Consider the following 23,267-nt stretch of genomic DNA (forward strand, 5'->3'; position numbering starts at 1 on the left):
ACGCAGAGAAAGTCTCCGCCTCGCGGGTGACCCGACGCGAGGGCTTCGCGCGCGTCAGGGGGGCTGGGCCAGCGTGTCCGCCTTGAGGTGCCCCAGGTCCGTGCGAGCCCCGGCCTCGATGACGAAGGGGCGCTTGTCGAGCTTTCCCTCCATCGTCAGGAAGTGCTCTCCCGGCAGAAGGCCCGCCACGATGAAGCGCCCGTCCCACTCCCGGAAGGACATGGGGTGGAAGTGCCAGTCGTCGACGATCACGATCGGGCCCACGATATACGGCCCCTCGAGGGTGACGTCGACGCCGCCGACGACGGCGCCGGTGTTCTCCAGGCGGATGTCCGCGACCACCCGCTGGCCCTCGGTGGCCGTGACGGTGACTTTGCCGGCGCGGCCGTCCTCGAGCCACGCATGGAGGGTCTGCGTCCCCATGACGGGATTCACCACGAAGGCCGAACCCTCGAAGCGGATCTGGCTGTAATGGCGAGGACTTTGACTGCAGTTTCTCCAGTGCTCGGTGGGCTTCATCACGGAGATGCGTGCCCCCTTCGCGGGCGTGCCGTCCGGCATGAGGACATGGCCCGCCAGCTCGAAGTAGTGCGGCACCGGAGGATGGGGTGGCACGTTATCGGGCCCGTGGATGTTCGAGTCATACGGAAGCTCGATGGACAGCGGGACTCCGGCGGTCAGCTCCACCTTCTTCCCGCCGTGGAGGGTCGTCCAACCGTGGACGCCGCTCAAGCTCGCGACGTGGCTTCCCGCCTCGACGTTGCCAGTCCAAGTGCCATCGTCCTGCCGCCGCAACTGCACGGTGACGGAGACGGCTTCGATGACATCCACGTTTTGGGACTTCTTGAACCGGGACCAGCGGCGATTGTGGCTGCGCAAGGGTTGGACTGTCACGGTGGAGAAGCCCGCGAGCTGGATGTCCAGCCGAGCCTCTTCTCCCGCCTTGACCTCGAGGTCGCGACTCACACCTTGCCCCTCGGGAACGAAGGGATGGATGTAGACGAGGCCTGGCGAAACGCCATCCAGGCGGTAGTGGCCTTGAGCGTCGGTGATGGCCTGGGTGGGCATCCACTTATCGACCGAGCGTTCGCCCTTGGCCATCAAGCGCACCCCCTGGGCGGGCGTCCCATCCTGGTTTCGTACCTGTCCGGTGATGGTGGCGCCGGGAGGCAGCGCCAGGTGGGCGGTGATGGTTCCTCCGGCGACGAGGCCCACGTCTGCTTCGCAGTCCTCGCCATGCCCCGCGCCACGCGCGCAGAGGTGGAAGTGGCCGGGGAGGGCGGTGGGGAACCGGGCCAGGCCCTGCTCATCCGTGAGCGCGGACTCCAAGGGATTGGCCAGGTCGACGGGCTCGCGAATGATGGCGACCATGGCTCCCGCGAGCGGCCGCTGGTCCTGGGCGGAGACGACGCGGACCTCGGCGAGTCCCGTCCCATCGCGCGTGGGCGGCGTCAACGGTGGACGCGGCTCGGGCGCGGAGAGGACGGGCGCGAGCGCCGCCGGAGGAGGCGGATGGATTCGCGCCGTCAACTCCTGGCGCAGCAGCACGGCGACTCCAAGGGCCGTCACGACTCCCACGGTCGCGATCCAGCCAGCCTTTGCACGCATGATGTGGACCTCCCATGCTCCTCGGACCCGCGCGGCCTGGGCCAGACAGATGAGACTACCATTCCCGGGGCCGTTCTGGGCACGGCCGCCGGGGTCTTCCCCGCGGTCGATGCGTCCTCCGCCGTGAGGCAGGCGGGATGACGGCGCCCGCTCGGGCCGGGTGAAAACAGACACAGGTCTGCCTCATGTCTCAAGTTGTTTACATGTGACACGGGCTCGGCCCATGCTGGCGGAGTCGCTCTCGGCCCTGGTCTGGCCGGCCCTCCGGACCGTTTCCACCCACCACCGTTCATCAGGAGCTCCCGCATGCGCTCGCGCATCCCGGGGTGGTGGCCACGTTCCGCGTGGCCCTGCCTCTTCCTCGTCGTGACTTCGTTGCTCGCCACTCCGGTCCAGGCGCAGCAGCCGTTCTTCTCCAACCTGCTGGTGAACCCGGACGCCGAGACAGGGGACCTGAGCGGGTGGACGATTACCGCCAGCGGTGGCGCGGGATGGACGGTGTCGGGCGCCCCAGGCGACTTCGTCTTCCGCACGTCGTACCTCTGGGACAGCCGCGAGCAGGTGGTGGACCTGTACACGAAGGGCTTCACCGCCGAGACGATGGCCACCGCGCCCCTCATCACCCTCCGTGAGGAGTTCCGCCACGTGTACTGCCCGGACACCTACGGCATCCGGGTGGAGCTGTTGGACGCGGACTGGAACGTGGTGACGTTCTGGGACTCCGGCGTGAGGACCACGACGGGGCCGTGCGTGCCGGGCCTGGGCGAGGCGAACGTCGTGTCCCATACCTTCCGCGACTACGGCCCCAGCGTGCGCTACGTGCGCTGGTCCGATGGCGGCAAGGACAGCGAGTTCTGGGGCGGCCACTATGGCGTGGCGATGGACAACGCGTCCCTGCGCGTCTTCGACGACAACCACGCCGCCTGGTTCACCAACCTGCTGGAGAACGGCGGCGCGGAGGCCGGAGACCTGAGCGGCTGGCAGGTGGACGGCAATGGCGGCGCCGGTTGGCTCGCGGTGGATGACCCCGTGCAGGACTACTTCATCACCTCATACGTCTGGAACACGCGCCACCAGCTGGTGGACCTGTGGGCCCACGGCTTCGACCCGGAGACGCTCGCGAAGCAGCCCCTCATCCGCGTCTCCGAACGCTTCACCCAGGCGTACTGCCCCGACACCTTCTTCCTCAAGGCGCAGGTGCTCGATGAGAACATGGCCGTCCTCGCCTCGTATGACTCCGGCGTGAGGACCCTGACGGGCCCGTGCACCTGGGGCCCCCACGACTGGGTGACGCTCTCCCACGTCTTCGCGGACTATGGCCCGCGCGCCCGCTATGTGCGCTTCGAGGACGGCGGCAAGGACCTGGAGTACTGGGGTGGCCACTACGGCGCCATCCTCGACGACGCCGCCGTGGTCGTCTTCGGCGACAACCGCCTGGTGAACCCCGGCATGCAGACCGGAGACCTCACGGGCTGGCAGCTCGCGGTGGCGGGCTCGGCCTCGGTGACGGCGGCCGCGCGAGACGGCATCGCCGGCAACCTCGCCCTCCAGGCGACGGGCACCGAGGCGCGGCGCACGCAGGTCGTGGACCTGCTGGCGCAAGAAGTCGCCGAGGAGGCGCTCGACTCCGCGCGGACCATTCACGCCACCGGGTTGTACAAGCCTTCTGATTGCGTGACGCCGTTCTCCCTCAAGGTGACGCTGCTGGATGATGCCCAGGCGGTGCTGGCCACGTGGGACTCGGGGCCCCAGTGGGCCGCGTGTGTTTCGGGTGTGCCTGACTGGGAGGTGCTGTCCCATGCTTTCTCAGCGGGATTCGAGGGGGTCCGCTATGTGCGCTGGGAGGACGGCGGCGGGACGGGGACGCTGATGGATGGCGCGTTCCTGGGGCTCCAGGACACCAGCGAGGGCGCGCCCCACCAGAGCCCCTCCCGGCGCTCGACGAGCGCCTCCTTCTGCGGCGGCGAGGAGCAGGAGCCCTGCTACTCCAGCGTCTGGGACGCGAACTGCGACCCGGACATCTCCAATAGCTGTCTGGTCGAGAGACTCGTCTGCAACGACGGGTTGGAGGTCGTCTACCAGGGGCGGCAGATGCCGCGCTGCGTGCCCATCGCCATCAACTGCTGCACGCCGGTGTCCTTCAGCGACAGGCACCAGGGCGAAGCCCTCATCACCCAGGGGTATTCGGCCAGGGTGAACCTGTCGCGGGTGCAGCCGGTCGTCCCCGCCGCCGACGCCGCCTGGTGCCCTCCTGGCTACCCGAGCATCTACAGGTCCGTGGGGTACAACGACCCGGAGGTGATGACGGAGACGGGCATGATGAGCACTGGCAGTTGGATGGACCAGCATCCAGACATCCAGTTGATGATCAACGCCAACTTCTTCAACCTCTCCGAGGGTTACCTCCCGTACGTGGACCTGTGCACGAAGGCCTTCGGCCTGTCCATCAGCGACGGGGTGGTCGCCTCTCCCTCGGGGAGCTTGTTCGGCAAGGCGCTCGCGACGCTGGTGTTCTATTCAACCAGCGAGGCCCGGCAGCGCAACCGGCCCGCGGAGATACGCACGGACCTCACGGGCGGAGACGCGAGCCGGTTCCGCCAGGCCGTCTCGGGGTTCCAAATCGTCAAGGACAAGAAATACATCCGCCCGCCCTCCGACATCACCCCGGAGTGTGGACGCCCCAGGACCATCGTGGGCTTGAACGACACGGGCAAGATGCTGTTCATCGCGGTCGTCAACCCGGGCCGGGACTTCATGGACGACAGCCCCGGCGGATGCGTGCGGGACGGAACGAACGGGGCCTCCACCTTCGCGATGGCCAGCTACCTGTACTCCCTGGGCGCGCGGGACATCCTCCTGCTGGACGGAGGCGGCTCCTCCCAACTGGTCTACTCCCCGGATGACGCGCCCCAGCAGCACGTCTCCACGTTGCCGAGCGACGGGCGGAGCGAGGCCCCGGGACTCAAGTTCTTCCGCCCCGTGCCCACCTTCCTCGGATTCAAGTAAGGCCCGGCACCGCGCCGCGCCCCCGTGTGACTCACTCCGGGGGCGCGGTGGGGCTCACTCCTCCCGGGCGAGACGCTGCGTCGCGTCGCGCCACGGGTCCCCTGAGGCCCATGTCGCCCGTTGGCTAGGGCTCCGAGCTCAGCTCACTCGGGGCCCGCGCCGTGTTGGAGCGGCCGGGGAACAGGTAGTGCAGGACGCCTGGCATGCGCCGGGCCCAGGAGGGCTCGGTGTGGTAGCCGCCCGCCTCGTTCACGTACCGCAGCGTGGTGCCGTCGGTGTAGCCCACGGAGCGGAACGCGTCCGCCAGGGCCAACGCGTAGATGTTGGACTCCTGGCTGCCCTCGTCGATGTACAGCCGGGTGGAGGCGCCCGGCGCCGGACTGGCGGCGGCGGAGCTGGCGATGAAACGGTTGCCCCAGAAGACGGAGGGCGACAGCGCCCCCACCCGGCCGAAGATCTGCGGGTGGCGCAGCGCGGCGTGGACGGAGATGAGCCCGCCCAGCGACGAGCCGATGATGCCCGTGCTGGCGGCGTCTGTCCGGGTGCGGAGCGTGGCGTCGATCCGCGGCTTCAGCTCCTCCACCAACATCCGCACGTACAGGTCGCCCAACGCCGGGACGTCCGGGTAGGACGGGTCCGTGACAGGGACGTACTCGGCCATGCGCTGTCCGGTCCGGTTGACGAAGATGACGATGACCTCGTCGACCGCGCCCTTGGCGATGCCCGCGTCCACGGCCTCGTCCACCTCCCACTCGTCGCCGGTGATGGACAGGGCCGCGTCGAAGAGGTTGCAGCCGTCATGCATGTAGATGACGGGGTGCCGCCGCAGCGGGTTCTCGCTGTAGCCGGCGGGCAGCCAGGCCCAGATGGTGCGGTCGTTGTCGAGCGCGTTGGAGTGGAACGCCGGGAACACCGTCGTCAGCTGCCCGGAGTCCGTCGAGAAGTAGGGGTAGATGTGGACCGTCTTGCCTCGCGAGACGGGGTACATCGCGCCCTTACTGGCGACCTCATCGCGGTACGCCCGCACCTGGACGGCGGCCGTGGTGGTGGGGACGTAGGCGCAGAACGTGGCGGTGCTCCGATCGGCCACCTCGGTGTCCCGCATCCACTCGTACCCCGGGGAGCTCTTGAGCATCCAGACGTCCCCCGTGGACATCGGGTAGTGGACCTTGACGACGGTGAGCTCCGTGCCCGCGGGAGGGGCCGGGTCGCCCGTGCAGACGCTGGAGAGGGTGGCGGTCAGCGCCAGGGTCAGGAAGGGAATCATGGGGTCACCTCGTCGATGCGCCACAGCTCGGTGCCGTGGGCGCCGTCATTGGCGGTCAGCAACAGTTGGGTGGAGTTGATGCGGATGGGACGCCCGGGTGAGCCGTCGAGCTTCCCGGGCGCGAAGTCGTAGGCGAGGCGCGTGTTGGCCGCAGTGAGGTCCGACATCCAGAGCTCTCGTCCTTGCGTGGCCGAGTCGGCGACGAAGTAGACGTACTCCTTCTCCGCGTGCACCCACGCATAGCTGTCCAGCGTGGCGCTGGACGAGAGGCGAGTCGTCCCGGGGCGCGTGAGGTCGGAGCGCCACAGGCCCACCCCCATCGTCCCGTTGCCGCCCACGAACGTCAGCGTGCCGTCGACCATCACAAAGGGGGGCTCGGGGTCATACAGGTTCGACGGGCCCGCGAGCGAGACGAGGCGGCGGTTTCCTGGCGTGCCATTGGACGCGTAGAGGACGCCGCTGCCCGCGAGCGCCACCTCCGTTCCCGTGGCGATGAGGTCGCGGAACGAGCCTCCGGTGATGAACACCGTGCCCTGAGGGGTGCCGTCGGTCGACCACAGCCCGCCGGGCGCGGTGCTTGCCGTGCCCGAGACCGGATAGGCGATGAAGTACACCTTGTTCTGATTCCGGATCGCCTTGAGGACGCCCAGCCCCTGGGCGGTGAGCCTGACGGGGAGGCTCCCCGGAACGAGGGAGTACAGCGACCGGACGAACTGCGCGTCCTGTGCGGTGAAGATGAGACTGGCGCCGAAGCTGATGGGCGCCGGGTCCGGGACAGCGCTGTGGGCCGGGCCTGGCAGCACGTCCGTCAGGCGCTCCGTTCCGTTCTCGGTTCCATCCGTGCGCCAGAGCTCGTTGCCCGTCACTCCGTCGCTGGCGATGAAGTAGAAGTGGTTGCCGTGGACGGTGGCGTAGGTCCTGACGATCCCATCCAACGCGCCCACGCCGGCCGTGGGGTGGATGTCGCGGATCATTCGCGTGCCCCGTGGCGTGCCGTCGGAGAACCACAGCTCGGAGCCGTGCTCCGGGGTGCGGCCGGCGAACACGACGTTCTGGCCGAACACGTAGATCTGCCCCGTGACGCCATCGGCGATACCGGGGGACAGGTCCGTCAATCGTTGGGTCCCCGTGGGCGTGCCGTCGGTGACGTACAGCTCGCGGCCGGTGAGGCCGTCGCTGGCCGCGAAGAACGCCCGGCCCTGGGGCGTGGCGACCAGCCAGGTCGGCGCGGAGGGCGCGGTGCCCGGACCCGGCAGGGACAGCCGGCGCGTCCCCGCGCTCGTCCCATCCGTGTCACACAGATCGTTGACGCCCAGGGGCGTGGTGCAGGCGAAGTAGGCGCGAGCCCCCGCGACCGATAGCAACTGCAGGTCCGCGCTCCCTCGGCTCCCCGGATAGAGGTCGCTCACCAACTGGGTGCCGGAGGGTTGGCCGTTGGAGAACCACGGCTCGCGCCCATGGATGCCGTCGTCGGCGAAGAAGAGCGCGCCCGCGCCGAAGGGGACGTAACGGCCGCTGACACTCCGGTTCGGTCCCGGAAGGATGTCCTTGAGCATGAACGTCCCCGCCGAGGTGCCGTCGGACGTCCACGGCTCACCGCCCGTGGTGCTCTGGCTGGCGGTGTAGAACAGCCGGCCAGGGGTCCCCGTGAACGCCGTGGGGGCCGAGCCCGTCGCGCCCGGAACGGCGTCGCTGACCAGGACGGTGCCCGTGGAGGTGCCGTCGGTCTTCCATAGCTCCTCGCCATGCACGCCATCGTTCGCCGCGAAGAAGACGGTGGAGCCCACGCTGGCGATGCGTGACTGCGCGAGGAAGGGCATCGACCCGCTGGCGCCAGGCTGGATGTCCTTGAGGAGCGAGGTTCCGGCGGGTGTCCCGTCGGTGCTCCAGGGCTCCGCGCCCGCTGTCCCGTTGTTGGCGAAGAAGATGGCGCGGGAGCCCACGACCGTGAATCCGATGGGGGACGACGAGCCGGTGGGATGGATGTCCTTGAGGCGCTGGGTGCCGGCCACCGTGCCGTCGCTCACCCAGGGCTCGGAGTTGATGGCGGAGGACTGGGCGAAGAGGACGCGCTGGTTGAGGAGCGCGGGGGGTCCCGTCACCGGCTCGCTCGATAGCCGGGTGACCTGGAACAGCGCGTCCATTCGGTACAGGAGGAAGTCGCTGCCCCGGATGGCGGTGAAGACGAGCGCGTCACCCAATTGCCCGACCATCGTCGCGTTGCTCGACAGCGGGCCCGGGTTGAGGTCCGCCACCCGCCGGGTGCCAGCGGCGGTTCCATCCGAGAGCCACAGCTCCATCCCCGTGCCGGGCTCGAAGGCGCTGAACACCAGCAGGTCCGCCGTGCCGCCGGCGGGTCTGTACACGCCTTGGGGCGTGGGCGCCGTGCTGGTGGGGAAGGTGGTGATGGGCGTCGCCACGCTCGTCGTCGGGTCCAGGCTGTAGAGCGCGCTTCCCGATGGGTGATTGGCTCCGAAGTAGACGCGCTGGTGGGCCGCCACGACCGAGCCGGGGGCGGGGCCCAGGCTCATCGCATTGAGGTCCTTGACCAGGGTGAAGGTGGGAATCGTGAGCGCCGCCCGTTGCGTCTCAGGTGGCTTTTCGCTCGCTGAATCGATGTTGTTTGATTCGCAGGCTCCAAGAAACAGAGCCAGCGAGGTGACGACCAGACGTCGCATGGAAGGTACCCCCTCGTGTCGAATTGCACGAAGGGGACGTCTGGGATGAATTTCCATTTCGATTTAGTTGTGGGATGAGCGCGACAATCGTGTCTAGTGATGGGGAAGTGACGCGGCACGCGAGGGGGTGGTAGGGGTTGCCGCGGGCCGCCGTGACGAGTCATTGACAGGGTCGCGGGCGCCATGCGTTTGTCAGCGGTGCGGGTGAGACTCTGGTAGAGCTGGACACATGAGTCGACGACGTGCCCCGGAAGACCTCCACGCGCTGCTGGGTGAGTCGAATCCGGATTGGGAGCGCCTCATCAAGGCGCTCAAGAAGCTTCCGGAGGACGTGGACCCGATGCTCGCCGCGGGGGCGGTGCTGCGGCTCATTCCGGAAGACCGCTCATACCTCGGGTCCTTCGGGCGTCACTGTCAGCAGCTCCCCGCGCCGGTCATCCGCGCGGTGCTGGAGCGGCTCGCGGGCGACGTGCGTCCGGCGGTCTACTTCCTGCGCGAGAGCGTGGACCGGGAGGGCTCGGACGAGGCCCTGCGTGGGTCGTGGCGGATGGCGCTCCAGGGGATGCTGGACCTGGATGTGACGTATGGCTGGGGCTCGAAGCAGCGCAAGGCGAAGCTCCAGGGGCTGGCGGAGAACCCGGTGCTGCTCCAGGCGATCCAGACCGTGGTCGTGGCCAGTGAGGAGGTGGCCCTGGACATGCTGGCGGTGTTGACCATCGACGCGTCCGAGGCCTCGCTCGATGCGCTCATCCCGCATGTCGAGCGGGCGGTGCGGAGCCAGGGGTGGGAGTTGGACCGGCTGGAGGACCTGCGGACCCACGCGCGCTCCACACCGGCCCTGGATGCGCTGTTCGAGCGGATGGAGGCGCTGCTCCAGGCGCGCCGCGCCCGCTCACCGGCGCTCGAGCTGGCGCGCGAACTGGGGTTCGGCGAGCCAGAGGTCTTCTGGTTCAGACTCTACGCGACGGGCGGCGAGGAGGGGGACGGGCAGTCGATGACCTATCGTTACCACTGTCACCTGACGGTCGACAGCCGGGCTCCGGTCTGGTTCCGCTTCTCCATGTCCTCCTGGGGCCCGGACGGTGTGCCCGGGAGAATCGTGTCGGTCTTCGACTTCGACAGCGAGGGGCTCCAGAACGACACGCTGGGGCTGGGGGCCTGCGCGCCCTCGCGGTTCCCCGAGTGGATGGCCCGGGCGGCGAAGCAGCTTCGGACCGAGTGGAGCCTCGACCAGATGTCGGTCATGACGAGCCTGAGGGGCCGGCAGCGCACGCGGCTCGTCGAGTGGCTGAAGGGGTGAAATCCTTGTGAGCCCCAGGCATGCGGGCCGCTGAAGACGACGGCGCCCCGGTGGGCCGGCCCGTGTGCTCGGGGCCGACCTCCGGGGCGCCATCACCGCGCGTCAGGCCTCAGGGATTGGTCCAGATGCCGAAGCCCAGGAAGAAGCCCCGGATGGAGTTGCGCAGGCTGGTGGTCTGCGGCGTCCCCTGCGACGTGCCGTAGGTCCACACGGCGGCGTGGCCAAAGGGGCCGAACGGGCACGAGGAGTTGCCGTGGATGGCGATGGAGTGGCCATTCGAGACGGACGCCGAGGCGAAGTAGGGGAAGACCGGGGAGTAGGCATACACGTAGCCGTAGGAGTCCACCCGGCCGATGCTCCCGACGTTGGAGAGCACGGACATGCCACTGATTTGATTGAAGAACCCGCCGTTGCTGGCGGACGTGTTCAACAGATACGTGCCGTCCACGCGATAGGAACCCTGCTCGTACGCGGTGGCCGAGCCGGGGCTCGTGTAGGCGGCGAAGGTGGAGCCGCTGATGCGGCCCTGGTGGTCGAAGCGCACCTTGCAGCTCGAGGTGCACGGGGCGATGAACATGCGGGGGACGAGGATGGGGAAGCGCGGGCCCCACGGCCAGGTGACGACCCACTCGATGTAATAGGCGATGAGCCACCGCGTGCAGGACAGCTTGAGGTTGACCTGGCTGAGGCCGGAGAACCCGTGGGAGATGCCGTTGCGGCCCAGGGCGGTGAGCGCGTGCTTGGCGCCGGGGCCATTCGTTCCGCTGACGATGCCTCCGCTGTTGTTGATGTAGACGCCGTACCCGGAGCCCGAGGGGTTCTGCGAGTACACGGCCTGCCACACGCAGTTGCAGGGGGCCAGGACCTGGAGCCGCGAGAGCGACAGGCCGTAGACCATCGCCTGGCCACGCAGGGTGGGGTTGATGGCCACCACCGCGTCCACCAGGTCGACCTCCTTGCCCTCGCCAGCGGATTCCGCGACCTTGGTGAGCGCCTCGTCCAGCTCCTCGCTCACGTGCAGCACGTCACCGCTGGTCGCCGCGCCCGGCGCCACGGTGACCTGGCACTCCTTGTCCTCGGGGCAATCAAGGTTGAAGTTGTAGGGCTGGGTGAGGATGGGCTCGCCCTTCGCCTTGTCCTCGAGCACCAGCCGCTGGGACCAGCCCTCCTTCCAGAACTCCTTGGAGGCGCCCGTCAGCTCGATCTCCGTCTCCTTGCCGGGCTCCGGCGTCACCCCCACGCTGTCCGTCGGCTCGTCCCTGTTGCCATAGGAGGAGAGCACGAGGCTGGAGGGAAGCTCTTGATTGTCGGCCCACTGGATGCGGACCTTCAGTCCCTCACCCTCCAGGAAGAGGCCGGTGATGGTCGCCGGGGCCCCCTTCTCCGCCTCGGGGTCGGGGTCTGCGGCGCGGGCCACCGGGGCCAGCAACAGGCCTCCGAGCGCGAGCACGGACAGGGGCAGCGGGCGCAGCGGTAGCAGGACGAGGTCGAGGAGACCTCGTACAGGACGATATGACATGGGGAAACCCCTTATGAGACAGGAGGCACGGCCGACAGGGATTGTCGGATGTGATGTCTGTCAAAGCAGGTCTTGTGCCTGTGCCATGGAGTTTTGGTTTTCCCCGGAAGGCTCACGGACCTCCCTGCCCCGACGGGAGGGGTGAGTGTTGGCGGGTGGACAGCGGGTTGTGGCCCGTCCCGCCACGAATCCGCCCGACTCGTGGCGTGGGGCGCTACAGCGCGGTGCGGATGGTGGATTGTCAATCCATTGCCGTCTATGCGACGCCGCTTCCGCCAAGTCGCAGGAGCCCACGGCGGATGAAAGGACAGTTCAACGTCCCGGCGAGAGGGAGGTTGTTCGGGTTCTGGGGAAGCGGTTGGGGATCCGCCGGAATCGCCCAGGAGAAGTCCGTGCTCGTGAAGCCCGTGAGCCACGTGTACGTGGGGAAATCAATGGGCGCCTTGACGTGCATGGCCGTCAGGACGGCGTAGTCGCCCGCTTCGGCCTTGAGCCCTTCAATATTGGCCGGCCACTGGATGTTGAGCTCGGCTCGACGGGGGTGTTCGGCCATCACTACCTCAACGCCCCAGGGGGCGGGGTGCACTCGACCACCTCGTCGCCCGTGCGCCTGTTCACACAGAGCCTCCGTCGAACTCACGTCACCTGCGACGAAAGTACGTGGGAGGGCGGCGAGACACAGACCCGCCTCGCTACCAGGAGAGTACCCATGACGTGCAGGCACTGGCGCTGGCGTGTCGCCACCACCCAGCGGGAGCTCGATGCCGTGGCTCGCATCCGCTGGGCTGTCTTCGGCGGAGAACTGGGATTGCTGCCCGAGCAGTCCGCGCTGTCTCGTCGAGAGGTGACGTGTGTCGACACGCTCGACACCACGGTGCACGTGCTCGTCTACGCGGGCGACGAGCCGGTGGCGACGATGCGAGTGGCGTTGCCCAACGCGGAGGTGGCGGCGAACCTGGGCGGGAAGGTGGGGCTCGAGATGGAGCAGCGCGTGGACCTCTCGGGCCTGCTCCAGCCGGGAAGGGTGTTCGCGGAGCCTTCGCGCTTCTGTGTATTGCCGAAGTGGCGGCGCTCGGAGGCCGTCACGTGGCTGCAGGCGGGCATGTACTCGGAGAGCCGGCGGCGCGGGGTGACGCACTGGATTGCCTCCGCGAATCTGGAGACGGACTCACCCGAGGACGCGCACCTCTCCTGGCAGGTGGCGGCCCACAGGGGCTGGCTGAGTCCGCGCTGGCGCGTGGCCGTGTCCGACCCGTGTCGCCCCCCGGTGCATCCCCGCAATCCCTACTACACGCCGGAGGAGCGGGCGCAGGCCGCGCTGGGGCTGTTGGACGGACTGCGACTGCCCCGGGCGCCCGCGCTCTTCGCCAGGACGATGGGGGCGCGCTTCATCGCGGCGCCGCTCTACGACACGTATTTCCAGTGGTTCACGCTGCCGCTCGTCATGGCGCTCGATGAAATCCCCGCGGACTCCCTGGCGCGCTTCCACGCGCTGGAGCACTGCGTGAGTCCCGCCGCCTAGGCCGGGACGGTTCCTCTCTTCCCTTCACCTTCAACACGCAGTGACCGGGAGCCCCATGGGCACCGGACAGGAGACGTACGTGCAAACACAGGCGGAGAATCACGTGGGAACGAATTGGTTGGCGGCGCTGGACGTGGAGGCGCGAGGGCTGGTGGCGGCGGTGGATGCGCGGTCCGACGGCCGACGCATCCTCGAGGGCACCCTCGACAAGGAGGGCTACATCCACTACCTCATCCAGACGTATCACTACGCCCGCTGGAGCACGCCGATCCTCGCCGAGGCGGGCGAGCGGCTGAAGCGGCAGGGCCGGCACCCGGAGCTGGCGCGATTGCTCATCCAGAAGGGGGAGGAGGAGCGGGGGCACGACCGGTGGCTGCTGTCGGACCTCAAGAACCTGGGGTGCTCGGAGGAGACGGTGGAGACGGCGGCGCGGAGCCCGGCGGTGGATGCCTATACGGGGTGGAACTTCTTCACGTCCCGCGCGGGCGTGCCGACGGCGGCGTTGGGGACCGCGTACGTGCTGGAGTACCTGTCGCAGACGCGGGCGGGCGTGTGGGCCAGGCAACTGAAGAAGGTGTCCACCATTCCCAACATCCACAAGTCCGTGACGTTCCTGCGCAGCCACGGGGCCCTGGACGGAGACCACGTGGCGGAGATGGCGCGGCTCTTCGAGCGGCTGACGGAGGCAGAGGACCAGGAGGCGATCCTCTTCTCGGCTCGCGTCGCGCGGAGCGTCTACCCGTGCATCTTCCGTGAGGACGGCGCCTCCAGCCTGTCCCTCGCGAGGTAGACACCAGCGCATGCACGCTGGGGGAAAACTCCCGTTCGAACCCTGGCTTTCGGGAGACGCCTTCCCATGCAATCCCTCGCGGCGCTTTCCACCCGTCGCGAGGGCTCACGGGCCGCCTCACACCGGCTTGTTGAGGAGGGCTGCCTGGTAGAGGAAGTCGGCGCGATTGTCGACGCCCAGCTTCTTGAAGAGGTTGCTCACGTGGGTCTTCACCGTCTGCCCCGAGATCTCGAAATCCTCGGCGATCTGTCCGTTGGACCAGTTTCGGAGCACGCCCCTCGCGATCTCGAGTTCGCGGTCTGTGAGTCCGCGCTGCATGTGCAAGGGGAGGGGGATGGAGTGGGGAAGCTCGCTCAACAGGAGGGCCCATTGCCGGGGGCCGTCGTCACCGGCGGGCATCTCGACGAACCGGCACGTGCGGTAGCCCTCGGGATGGTTGGCGACCCAGAGGGTCTTCCCGAGCCTCGAGTCCGGGTCCATCCGAACCAGGGCGTCCAGCCGCTCCTTGAGGACGTGAGGGAGCCCGGAGGCGTCGACCTCCGAAGTGGTGAACCAGCGCTCCAGCAGGGCGGTGGTGTGCGGGGAGCGGAACACCTCGCGAGAGGGAGGCTCCACGACAAGGTAGGCGGAGTCCTCGCGCTGGTAGAGCGCTTGAATCAATTGGGCGCGGGTGGCCAGGTCCTGGAAGTCCTGGCATCTGCCCAGGGAGGTCGCCACGTGCCTGGTGACGCTGGCGACGGCGGTGATGCTCTGGGCCGTGAACGGGGACCGCTTGTGCCGGTAGAACGCGAGGGCGCCGACGAGGCCGGGGCGGATGGGCACGAGGACGGCCATGAGGTGTTCGAACGGCAGCGCCAGCTCCAGGCTGCGTTGGTAGATGGGGGTTCGTTCGTACTCCCCGCGGGAGATGAGCTGCGTGTCGCAGATGGGCACTTCGGGCCGGGCGATGATGGGGGCCCGGAGGAAGTCATGGTCGACCAGGCGGGCATACTCATCGAGAATGGGGATGGGGTGGCCCGGGACGTGCCATCGGAAGTCGGGCGACGGGGAGAAGCGCATGAGGCACAGGGCCATGGCGTCGGCCTGGGCGAACTCGAGCATCTGCGCTCGGGCCGCTTCAAGGACTCGCGGAATGGTCCGCTCGCTGCCGAGGGACGCGATGACATCGTCCCGGACCATGAGCTCGCGAGAGTTGAAGTCCATCGGATTGAACATCCGCGTCTCCTTGTCAGGCAACCCCGAGGGGTGTGCGAGGATGCCCCCGTCTATAGGTCTGGACTGGAATTCTGTCCCTCACCCCACGGGGGTATTGACGCAAAACCCTGGCGGACCTGGGGTCTTCGCGTCAAGGGAGGCTCAACGGGGAGCCAGCAGTCCGAGAGGACCTCCCTCGACGGCATCACGCATTCCCAGCTATACCCAACATGAAATCTTCCTCCAGGATGATGTTCATCGAGTGGGTCAAACATGCACCTGCTGCAAATCCGATCGGCGCAAATGGATGCGTTTCGCGAGGAGCGCCGCCGCGTGGTGGCAGCAGAGGTGGGTGAGAACATCCGCACGCGGTGGCCATCGCGCCTCGCGCTCCCGTCCCAGCCAATCAACGACTGTGTCGCGCTTTCCCTCGAGTGGTCCGAGCGCCGCCGTGCGACGGACCGGTTGACACTCGAAGCCGTCGCCGCGGTGTTCGCCGCCTACGGCCCGCCCCCCTGGACGGCTCCCTTCGCCAGACCGCTGGCTGACATCCACCTGGAGCCCGCCGAGCGGGTCCAGCGGTTCGTCGACGCCGCGGTGCGCGCGCTCGACGAAGAAGAAGCGGCGCGCTGATGCTCAAGGTCGACATCGTCAATCCCGAACCCCCCGACGAGCTGGGCATCGAGCAACGATGTGGGGAGTTCCTCCACATCCGGGTGCGTGTCGTCGAGTGCTGCCTGCACCGGGGCGTCGCGGGCATCAAGGTCAGCCTCCGGCTGGGCGCAAAGACTGTCGGCCCCTTCGATACCGACAAACATGGCCGCGTGACGTTCGGAGTCCCAAGGGCGCGTGTGCTCGCACCGATGGTGGCCCCACAGACCTTCGAGGTGGGCTTCCAGCTCCCGGCGGGAGGCCAATACTTCTACCACGAGGAGGTCGAGCCCTGGACGGCGGTGCCCATGACGCCGGGCAAGAACTCACGGGTCCAGCTCACGCTCGCGTCGAACTGGGTCACCCCGCCCGAGGACCTCGATCCCCGGGTGAAGGCCGTGCTGTCGAATGCGGACATCCGCATCTACGTCGACGACGGCGCGAACAATGGCAACCAGGCCGCGTGTCTCGACCTGCTGCGCGCCATCGACCGGATTGAGCGGACCGCCGCCACCACGCCGGACCCGAAGCCGCTCGTGCGCGTCCTGGCGAACAGCCACACCGAGTTCGAGAAGTACGAGCACTCCATCGCGATGAACCTGCCGGACGCGAGCAAGAACACCCCGGCGAGCCGGAAGGCCTTCTGGGCGGCATACCTCCCCGCCGTCATCGAAGGCCTGCTCGAGGTCAAGGCGCGCGAGGACAGTGGCGAGGAGAAACAGGGCTACTTCCTGGATGGGACAGGCATGAGTGCCACCATCCGGTTGCTGAGGCCCTGTGCCAGGCAGGCCGTGGTGGCGACGGATGTCGAGGATGCCGCCGACGCGGCGGATGACGTCAATCACTTCCAGACGACCCAGCTCCATCTGAAGTACGTCCTGAAGGGGATGCTCAACCACGCCTCGGTCGTCGCGCTCGCCCCCGACAAGGTGTCCATCTCCAACGAGGTGGCAAAGAAGACCATCCTGGTCGCCACGGGAGGAAACCTCTCCCTCAAGCTCACCGTCCTGAGCTGTGAGGAGGTGAGTCCGGCCGCGCGGCTGAGGAAGCTCGAACCCAACCTCGCCAACGTTCGAGCCGCGACCCAGAGCCTCGCCACCAAGGAGGACTTCACCGCCAACGCGCGCGCGAATCGCATCGGCATCCTGCCGGCATTCGACATCGGCGTGAGCCTGCCCCAGCCAGAGCGGGCGAAGCTCAACGAACTCGCGGCCATGATGAAGGTCACCGACCAGTTCGTCCTCCAGCCCTTCCTCTGGAAGCCGACCACGCGCCACCTGCGACGCGACGACGCCACCTTCGAAAGGCTGTGCCTGCCCGAGCAGGCCTCCTACGTCTACGACGTCGCGGCGCTGGGAGACGCGGACACCGCGAACCTCGCGAGCGAGAACCTTCGTGGCTTCTTCACGGCGCTCCTCGCGGCGAAGCAGCGCGGCGATGCTCGACTCCACATCGGTTATGGCGTGCATCAAGCGGCGGCTCCCGCCACCGTCGGAAAGAACCTCGCGACCGCGCTGGCGAGGCTGGCGGCTCAGAAGAAGCTCATCACCGTCGTTCCGTGCAAGCTCCCAGCCTTCGGGGAGGGCGCCGCGCAGGTCGTGGGCACCCACGTCATCAACCTGGATGTGGCTGACCCCACGTCCCTGGCGTCACTGCAAGGGGCGCTCGCGAACGCGGCCGTGAAGGTCATCCTCGTGACCACCGCCGGCGCGTTGCCGACGGCCCTGTTCCGACAGCTCGTCCTCCACTCCCAGCTTCCCGTGCTGTTTGAAGGGGCCAACACCGCGAGCCTGCTGCTGAACGCCGGCCGGCCCCACCTGTCGGTGAAGCTGGGGACGACGACCTATGCGACGCTTCCCGGCTCCGATGCCCCGGCCAAGCTCGCGGCGCTCACGGGGCTGCTGGTGAAGAACGGACTGGCGGGCGATGAGCTCGACCGACTGGCCACGTTCCTGGACAAAGCGCAGGCGGGAACCAGCGAGGTTGGCGACTACTTCACCGAGGCACAGACCTTCATCAAGCAAGACAAGCTCGACCAGCTCAAGCTCGCGCTCTACCGGTTGGACCATCAGCGACGGCTCGTGGCGGGAACCGTCGTCGAGGCGGATGCCCTGCCGCCGCCGAAGGAGATCCCGGGCCTCTACGCCTGAGCCCTGGATCCGCACGGCGGGCCCCCGAGCCAGGATGCCCAGGGCTCCTCGCTCACGGCGAAACGGGGCTGGCCGCGGAGGCGACGCAAGCGAATGCCAGGGCAGCCAGGAGGAGTCATTTGGGACAGGGCATGCCTCATCCTACGCCCCGCGTGGCGGGCCGCGCCCACCTTCGACTCCCAAGCATTCAGGGGGATGCGAGTCCTCTTCATGGGCGTCCTGCTCCGCGTACTCCGCCCGGTAGCGGTGGGTGATGTGGTCCCCCCAGTCCTGGTAGCCGATCAGCCAATCACGCAGGCCGGAGATGAATCCTCGCAGCTCCTTGCTCGCATCTCGCTCCAGCACCGCCGCCTCTTCCTGGAATGCGCTGATCTCCGCGTGGATCTGCCTCGCTGTGTAGTTGGCGCCTTCTTGAAGGGAGTGGCCCTGCGCCGCGTGGATCATGGCCATGTTCCGGCCCTGGTCCGGCTCGCGCGCCTCGGTGTGGAGGCTGTGCAGGTCATTGGCCCAGGAGGCGATGTTGTTGACGTGCAGGCGGAGGCGCTCCACTGACGGGCGGTTGTACTCCTCGGGCGTCAAGGGCCCCGCGTTGGCGGCGTCGATGAGGGCCATGGAGGGATTCACGCCCCCGGTGTGACGGCGAAACGCGCGGTAGGGATGCATCGCGAGGGGCTTGCCCAGGAGTTGCGCGACGATCTGCAGTCCCGCGGAGCCAGCCCACATGCGGATGCCGTGGGCGAAGCGCGCGAAGTGCTCGGGGGACAGGAGGCTTCTCAAGCGCCGGCAGACGTCCATCAAGGCCCGCTCCCCGAAGACGGGCTCGGGGCTCGCCTCGTCGAGGTCGAGGACGTCCAGGACGGCGGTGAGCTGCGACAGGGTGGCTTCGTTGAGCGGATCCACCCGGTCCACGGCGTGGTCGTCGATGATGAACAGCCATGCGGTGAAGTCCGTGAGGGCCTGGAGCAACTCCGGCCCCGCATGGGGAAAGCTGCGGCCCGAGAATGACGCATACTTCGCCCGCTCCACCCGGGCCCGATGTTTCGCCGTGAGGATGAGCCCCTGCTGGCTGGCCCAGCCCAGCATCGTCATGCCTCTTCCTGGACCCGCCCGCGCACGGACGACTGCGGGCGCTGGTCAGCCGTGCCTTCACGCCCGCGACGCTGGCGCGGTTCGAGCCGCGCATCCGCGCCGTGGCCCGGATGATGGAGCAGAGGAGGGTGGACTTCGTGGACGCCTTCGCCAGGCCCATTCCCACCACCATCATGGGATGGATCCTCGGGTTGGACGCCTCCCTGGAGCAGCACTTCAAGCGCTGGACCCACGACCTCATGTCCCTCAGCGCCGTGCGTCCCGACGACACCCAGCGGAAGGAGGAGTGCCGTCGCACCGTCGAGGAGATGGAGCAGTATTTCAAGGAGATGCTGGCCGACCGGCGGCGGTCGCCGGGGGACGACATGGCGAGCCAGCTCCTCGGCGCGCGGGTGGAGGGGGAGGTGCTGACGGAGCGGGAGCTGATGGGCTTCCTCTTCATGCTGTTCCTGGCGGGTCTGGAGACGACGACCCACCTCATCAGCCAGAGCGCGCGGGTGTTCGCCATGCATCCGGAGCTGCTCCCCCGCCTGCGAGAGAATCGCGCGCTGATTCCCCGCTTCATCGAGGAGACCCTGCGCTACGAGCCCGTCGCGGCGGCCACGATGCGCGTGTGCCTTCAGGACGCGATGGTGGATGGAGTGGAGGTGCCCGGGGGAAGCCTGGTCCTGGTATCGTTGGCCTCCGCGGCGCGCGATGAGAAGTACTTCCCGGACGGGGACCGCTTCATCCTGGGGCGCGAGGGGCCGTCGCACCTCACCTTTGGTCATGGCCCCCACTTCTGCCTGGGGGTGATGCTCGCGCGACTGGATGCGCGAGTCGCCCTCGAGGAGTGGGTCTCCCAGGTGGGTCGGGTGGAAGTGCGGACGGAGCGCATCGATTGGCTCCCCTCGCTTGTCGCTCGTGGACCGCGGACGCTGCCCGTCGAGCTGTTTCCAGTCTGACTCGCGACGCGGATCCCGACAGCAAGGCAAGCCCTGTGCCCAGCGCGCCTCCGAGAGGACCGAGGCTGAATGGAGACACCGCGAGGTGCGGGCGCCGTGACTCGATGTGGCCGGGCTGCCACACAATGGCTGCTCATGAGGTCGCCGCGTGTGAATCGCGCTTATTGTCTGTCATGTGTTGAATCCATGGACGCACCCGGCGTCGGTCTCCCCGAAGCACACGGAGACAAACACACATGAAAAACCATGCGGTATCGAAGTGGGGCGGAGTCCTGTCCTTGCTGGTGGGACTCATTCTGGGCGCGGGTTGTGGTCAGCCCGCGGCCGTGTCGTCGGAAACAGAAGAACTCCAGTCCCTGGCGGTGGCGCGGACCCGGCCACGGGCACGCATCGCCACGGGCGCGCAGCACTCCCTGGCCATCCGCTCGGATGGGACGGTGTGGACAGCGGGAGACAACAGGTCAGGGCAGCTCGGCACGGGTGGCTTCATCAGCAGCTCGACTCCCGTCCAGGCCCAGGGATTGGTGGCCGTGACGGCGGTGGCGGCAGGCCGGAGCCACTCCGTCGCGCTCCGCTCCAACGGCACGGTCTGGACCTGGGGCGCCAACGGGCGGGGGCAGTTGGGTGATGGCACCCAGAGCACCCGCGCCGCGCCTGTCCTCGTCCCAGGGCTCAGCGGGGTCAACTCCGTGGCGGCGGGCTTCAACCACACCCTCGCGACGAAGACCGACGGCACCGTCTGGGCCTGGGGAGACAACTTCCGTGGCCAGCTCGGAGATGGAACGACCACCTCTCGCACGACGCCTCGTCAGCTCCCGGGGCTGTCCGGCATCGTGGCCGTCGCGACGAGCGCTGACACCTCGCTCGCCATCCGCTCGGATGGCACCCTGTGGGTCTGGGGCATGAACCACGCGGGACAGCTCGGTGACGGCACGTTCTCCAACAGCACCGTCCCCATCCCTGTCCCTGGCATGACGGGGGTCGTCGCCGCGTCGGCGGGAGCCTCCAGCGTGTTCGCCATCCGTTCGGATGGGAGTGTCTGGGGTTGGGGCTCGGACGCACTGCTCGGAGGGCTCGTCACCACGCCGACCCGAATCGAGGGACTGACGGGTTGTATCGACATCGTCATGAGCAGCGCCTCCTCCGGAAAGGTCATCAAGGCCGATGGCACGGTGTGGAGCTGGGGCGGCAACGAGGCGGGCCAGATGGGTGACGGCACCAAGCAGTTCCGCTCGACGCCCAGCCAGGTGCCAGGGCTCACGGGCGTCTCGGCGGTCGCCGCGGGCCATGATTACGTGCTGGCCCTGCGCTCGGATGGCTCCATCTGGGGCTGGGGCAACAACCGCGATGGCCAGCTCGCGAACGGAGTCGTCACGCTCAATGCGGTTCCCGCGCCCGTGCAGGGTGGGTTGACGGGGGCGCTCTCCGTGGCGGCGGGCGACATGCACTCACTGCTGCTCCACCATGATGGAACGGTCTGGGCCTGGGGGAAGAACGAGTCCGGGCAACTGGGTGATGGAACGCGGACGACACGGCCGCTTCCCGCTCGAGTCCCGGAGCTCGACGGCGTCGTCGCCATCAGCGCGGGAGGGGGCTCCTCGCTCGCGTTGCGGCATGATGGTTCGGTCTGGGCATGGGGACAGGGACGCGATGTCCCTCACGTGGTGGAAGGGCTGCCGTCCATCGTCGCCATCTCCGTGAGCTGGAGCCACGCCCTGGTGCTCGCCGATGACGGGACGGTCTGGGCCTGGGGGCAGAACGGCGCGGGCAACCTGGGCGATGGCACGACCCAGGCCAGCGCGACTCCCGTCAAGGTCCTGAACCTGGACGGCGTCGTGAAGGTGATCTCCGCGACCGGACTCTCGCTCGCCCTCCGCCATGACGGCACCGTGTGGGCCTGGGGACAGAACGCGGATGGGCAGCTCGGCGACGGCACCACTGAAAACAGACACACCCCCGTCCAGGTCCAGACGCTCACGGATGTCATTGCCATCGCGGGGGGCGACTCTCACGCCATGGCCGTGAAGTCCGACGGCAGCGGATGGGCCTGGGGGCTGGATTACCAAGGCGCCGGGATGGGGAGTGTCGAGAGCGAGGACCTGCTCCCGGTCCCCATGAGTGTCACCGGACTGCTCGACGTGGTCTCCGGCCCCGGCCTGGGCATGGCGACGACCACCGACGGCCGCGTGTGGGCGGCCGGCTCCAACCAACGGGGACAGCTCGGTGACGGCACCACGGCGTCCCGCTTCGCCCCCGTCCTCGTCCAGGGAATCACCACGGGCGTGATGGCCCTCGCCGCGGGCAGGGAGCACATGCTGGCCCTCCTGCCGGACGGCACCGCGTGGGCCTGGGGCAGCAACTCGGATGGACAGTTGGGGTATGGCGAGCCGCTCGACAAGCTCGTCCCCGGCCTCACTCAGTTGCCGTGACGCGCTGACGGGCAGCACCCTGGGGTCCTGCTGTCCGTGGCTCATGGACAGCAGGCCGCGTCACGGCGACTTCTTGAAGGTCCGGCTCCAGGTGGGGGCTACCTTCTCGATGAGCGCCACCAGCTCCGGCGGGATGTCCCCGGTGTCGGTGAGGGGCCGGACCTCCATCACGTCGTCATTGCCCATGCCGCCCGGATAGCGACGGGCCCATTCGATGGCCTCCTCCTTCGACGCCACCTCCAGCACGTAGAAGCCGCCGATGAGCTCCTTCGTCTCCGCGTAGGGGCCGTCCCTCACGCTGGTCTTTCCGTCCTTGAAGACGACGTGCGCGCCTGGGGACGGGCTGAGGCCCTCGGAGGCGATGAGCACGCCTGCCTTGTGCATCTCCTCGTTGAACCTCATCTGCGCGATGAAGACGGCCTCGTCGAAGGCGGCGTCCTGGGGCGTGGGCTCCGGCGTGGAAGGGCGGGGGATGAGCATGAAGCGCATGCGGGTGACTCCTGGGGTGGGGATGCGAGGCGTGGCTCCATCCCTCCATACGACGAATGACCGTGCGGAGGTTCGACACGATCAAATGTGCGGGCGGGCATGCGGGTGGAGGGAGCCACCGCTGAATACATGCAAGAGGCCCGCACCGATGATTCATCTCAGATGAAGGAATGACAGGCGCCCCATGGATACGCCTCCTTGTACCGAAGTCCGGTATCGAGTGACCCGCTGAGCTGAGATGCTCTCCAATGCAACACCTGGAGGTATCATCATGATGAATCCGATGAAGCGGTTGGCTGGAGCGTTCATGTTGATGGCGGCCGTGGGCTGTGGCCCCATGGAACCGGCCGGCGAGGTCGCCACTCCTGAGCAGGCGCCGCCTGTTGAAGCTCCGGGCGTCGAGGCTGCCGGGGTCGAGGAGTTCATCGCGTGTCTGAACCCTGGGACGCAGGCGGCACGTGCGTGCGTGGGGCTGTGTGTGACGAGTGCTCCGGCGGCAAGCCTCGTTCCCTGTCTGGTGAACTGTGGGGTGAACCTCCTCGCCATCACGGAGTGTCTGCCCGCCCTGGCCTTGTAACGCGGCATCCACCTCGCCTGGGGGCACCAGAGGCACACCCTCCCGAGCGCCCTC

At 68.1% G+C, this 23,267-nt stretch carries 17 protein-coding genes; 9 read left to right on the top strand and 8 right to left on the bottom strand.

Annotated features, from left to right (window positions below):
- Positions 1 to 54: 54 nt before the first annotated feature.
- On the bottom strand, positions 55 to 1,608 hold the full coding sequence (locus HUW62_RS12440) for a carboxypeptidase-like regulatory domain-containing protein (RefSeq protein ID WP_176434555.1): 1,554 nt from the start codon (positions 1,606 to 1,608) through the stop codon (positions 55 to 57).
- Between the two features lie 306 nt (positions 1,609 to 1,914).
- Between HUW62_RS12440 and HUW62_RS12445 the strand changes: the two genes are divergently transcribed.
- A complete protein-coding gene (locus HUW62_RS12445) occupies positions 1,915 to 4,614 on the top strand; it encodes a phosphodiester glycosidase family protein (RefSeq protein WP_176434556.1) in 2,700 nt (899 codons plus the stop codon).
- Between the two features lie 124 nt (positions 4,615 to 4,738).
- Here HUW62_RS12445 and HUW62_RS12450 read toward each other — a convergent pair whose 3' ends face one another.
- Complete coding sequence (locus HUW62_RS12450) at positions 4,739 to 5,881, bottom strand: alpha/beta hydrolase (RefSeq protein ID WP_176434557.1); 1,143 nt, start codon at positions 5,879 to 5,881, stop codon at positions 4,739 to 4,741.
- The gene (locus HUW62_RS12455; protein ID WP_176434558.1) at positions 5,878 to 8,559 is read right to left on the bottom strand and encodes an ELWxxDGT repeat protein; all 2,682 of its coding nucleotides are present in this window, start codon (positions 8,557 to 8,559) and stop codon (positions 5,878 to 5,880) included. The genes HUW62_RS12450 and HUW62_RS12455 overlap by 4 nt, the downstream gene beginning before the upstream one ends.
- Positions 8,560 to 8,788: 229 nt before the next feature.
- Between HUW62_RS12455 and HUW62_RS12460 the strand changes: the two genes are divergently transcribed.
- Complete coding sequence (locus HUW62_RS12460) at positions 8,789 to 9,859, top strand: hypothetical protein (protein WP_163867322.1); 1,071 nt, start codon at positions 8,789 to 8,791, stop codon at positions 9,857 to 9,859.
- A gap of 109 nt (positions 9,860 to 9,968) precedes the next feature.
- Here HUW62_RS12460 and HUW62_RS12465 read toward each other — a convergent pair whose 3' ends face one another.
- Together HUW62_RS12465 and HUW62_RS12470 are read right to left on the bottom strand one after the other, a co-directional pair.
- Positions 9,969 to 11,378, bottom strand: a complete 1,410-nt coding sequence (locus HUW62_RS12465; RefSeq protein ID WP_163867323.1) for a hypothetical protein — start codon at positions 11,376 to 11,378, stop codon at positions 9,969 to 9,971.
- Positions 11,379 to 11,634: 256 nt separating this feature from the next.
- On the bottom strand, positions 11,635 to 11,931 hold the full coding sequence (locus HUW62_RS12470) for a hypothetical protein (protein ID WP_176434559.1): 297 nt from the start codon (positions 11,929 to 11,931) through the stop codon (positions 11,635 to 11,637).
- Positions 11,932 to 12,087: 156 nt separating this feature from the next.
- On the opposite strand from HUW62_RS12470, the gene HUW62_RS12475 reads away from it, so the two are divergent.
- Both HUW62_RS12475 and HUW62_RS12480 read left to right on the top strand, forming a co-directional pair.
- Positions 12,088 to 12,900 carry a GNAT family N-acetyltransferase gene (locus tag HUW62_RS12475; protein WP_176434560.1) on the top strand — a complete coding sequence of 271 codons (813 nt, stop codon included), beginning with the start codon at positions 12,088 to 12,090 and terminating at the stop codon, positions 12,898 to 12,900.
- A 79-nt stretch (positions 12,901 to 12,979) separates the two neighbouring features.
- Positions 12,980 to 13,690: an iron-containing redox enzyme family protein gene (locus HUW62_RS12480; protein WP_368670394.1), complete on the top strand. Its 711-nt coding sequence runs from the start codon at positions 12,980 to 12,982 to the stop codon at positions 13,688 to 13,690.
- Between the two features lie 117 nt (positions 13,691 to 13,807).
- Here the strand turns inward: HUW62_RS12480 and HUW62_RS12485 are convergent, their stop codons facing one another.
- Positions 13,808 to 14,905, bottom strand: coding sequence for a helix-turn-helix transcriptional regulator (locus HUW62_RS12485; protein WP_176434562.1), 1,098 nt, complete (start codon positions 14,903 to 14,905; stop codon positions 13,808 to 13,810).
- Positions 14,906 to 15,157: 252 nt separating this feature from the next.
- Here HUW62_RS12485 and HUW62_RS12490 point away from each other — a divergent pair, with 252 nt between their 5' ends.
- Both HUW62_RS12490 and HUW62_RS12495 read left to right on the top strand, forming a co-directional pair.
- The gene (locus tag HUW62_RS12490) at positions 15,158 to 15,517 is read left to right on the top strand and encodes a hypothetical protein (RefSeq protein ID WP_163867328.1); all 360 of its coding nucleotides are present in this window, start codon (positions 15,158 to 15,160) and stop codon (positions 15,515 to 15,517) included.
- Positions 15,517 to 17,685, top strand: coding sequence for a hypothetical protein (locus tag HUW62_RS12495; RefSeq protein ID WP_176434563.1), 2,169 nt, complete (start codon positions 15,517 to 15,519; stop codon positions 17,683 to 17,685). Before HUW62_RS12490 ends, HUW62_RS12495 begins: the two co-directional genes overlap by 1 nt.
- 141 nt (positions 17,686 to 17,826) lie before the next feature.
- On the opposite strand, the gene HUW62_RS12500 is transcribed toward HUW62_RS12495, so the two are convergent.
- The gene (locus tag HUW62_RS12500) at positions 17,827 to 18,774 is read right to left on the bottom strand and encodes a sesquiterpene cyclase (protein WP_163867330.1); all 948 of its coding nucleotides are present in this window, start codon (positions 18,772 to 18,774) and stop codon (positions 17,827 to 17,829) included.
- Positions 18,775 to 18,782: 8 nt separating this feature from the next.
- Between HUW62_RS12500 and HUW62_RS12505 the strand changes: the two genes are divergently transcribed.
- Together HUW62_RS12505 and HUW62_RS12510 are read left to right on the top strand one after the other, a co-directional pair.
- Positions 18,783 to 19,718 carry a cytochrome P450 gene (locus HUW62_RS12505; protein WP_368670395.1) on the top strand — a complete coding sequence of 312 codons (936 nt, stop codon included), beginning with the start codon at positions 18,783 to 18,785 and terminating at the stop codon, positions 19,716 to 19,718.
- Positions 19,719 to 19,954: 236 nt separating this feature from the next.
- Positions 19,955 to 22,147 (top strand): RCC1 domain-containing protein, encoded by a 2,193-nt coding sequence (locus HUW62_RS12510; protein WP_176434565.1) that lies wholly within the window; start codon positions 19,955 to 19,957, stop codon positions 22,145 to 22,147.
- 60 nt (positions 22,148 to 22,207) lie between these two features.
- Here HUW62_RS12510 and HUW62_RS12515 read toward each other — a convergent pair whose 3' ends face one another.
- Positions 22,208 to 22,636 carry a YciI family protein gene (locus HUW62_RS12515; protein WP_176434566.1) on the bottom strand — a complete coding sequence of 143 codons (429 nt, stop codon included), beginning with the start codon at positions 22,634 to 22,636 and terminating at the stop codon, positions 22,208 to 22,210.
- Between the two features lie 271 nt (positions 22,637 to 22,907).
- Between HUW62_RS12515 and HUW62_RS12520 the strand changes: the two genes are divergently transcribed.
- Positions 22,908 to 23,213, top strand: a complete 306-nt coding sequence (locus tag HUW62_RS12520) for a hypothetical protein (protein WP_163867333.1) — start codon at positions 22,908 to 22,910, stop codon at positions 23,211 to 23,213.
- Positions 23,214 to 23,267: the final 54 nt, after the last annotated feature.

The sequence above is a fragment of the Myxococcus sp. AM011 genome (assembly GCF_013372595.1).
GTDB classification, from domain to species: domain Bacteria; phylum Myxococcota; class Myxococcia; order Myxococcales; family Myxococcaceae; genus Myxococcus; species Myxococcus eversor.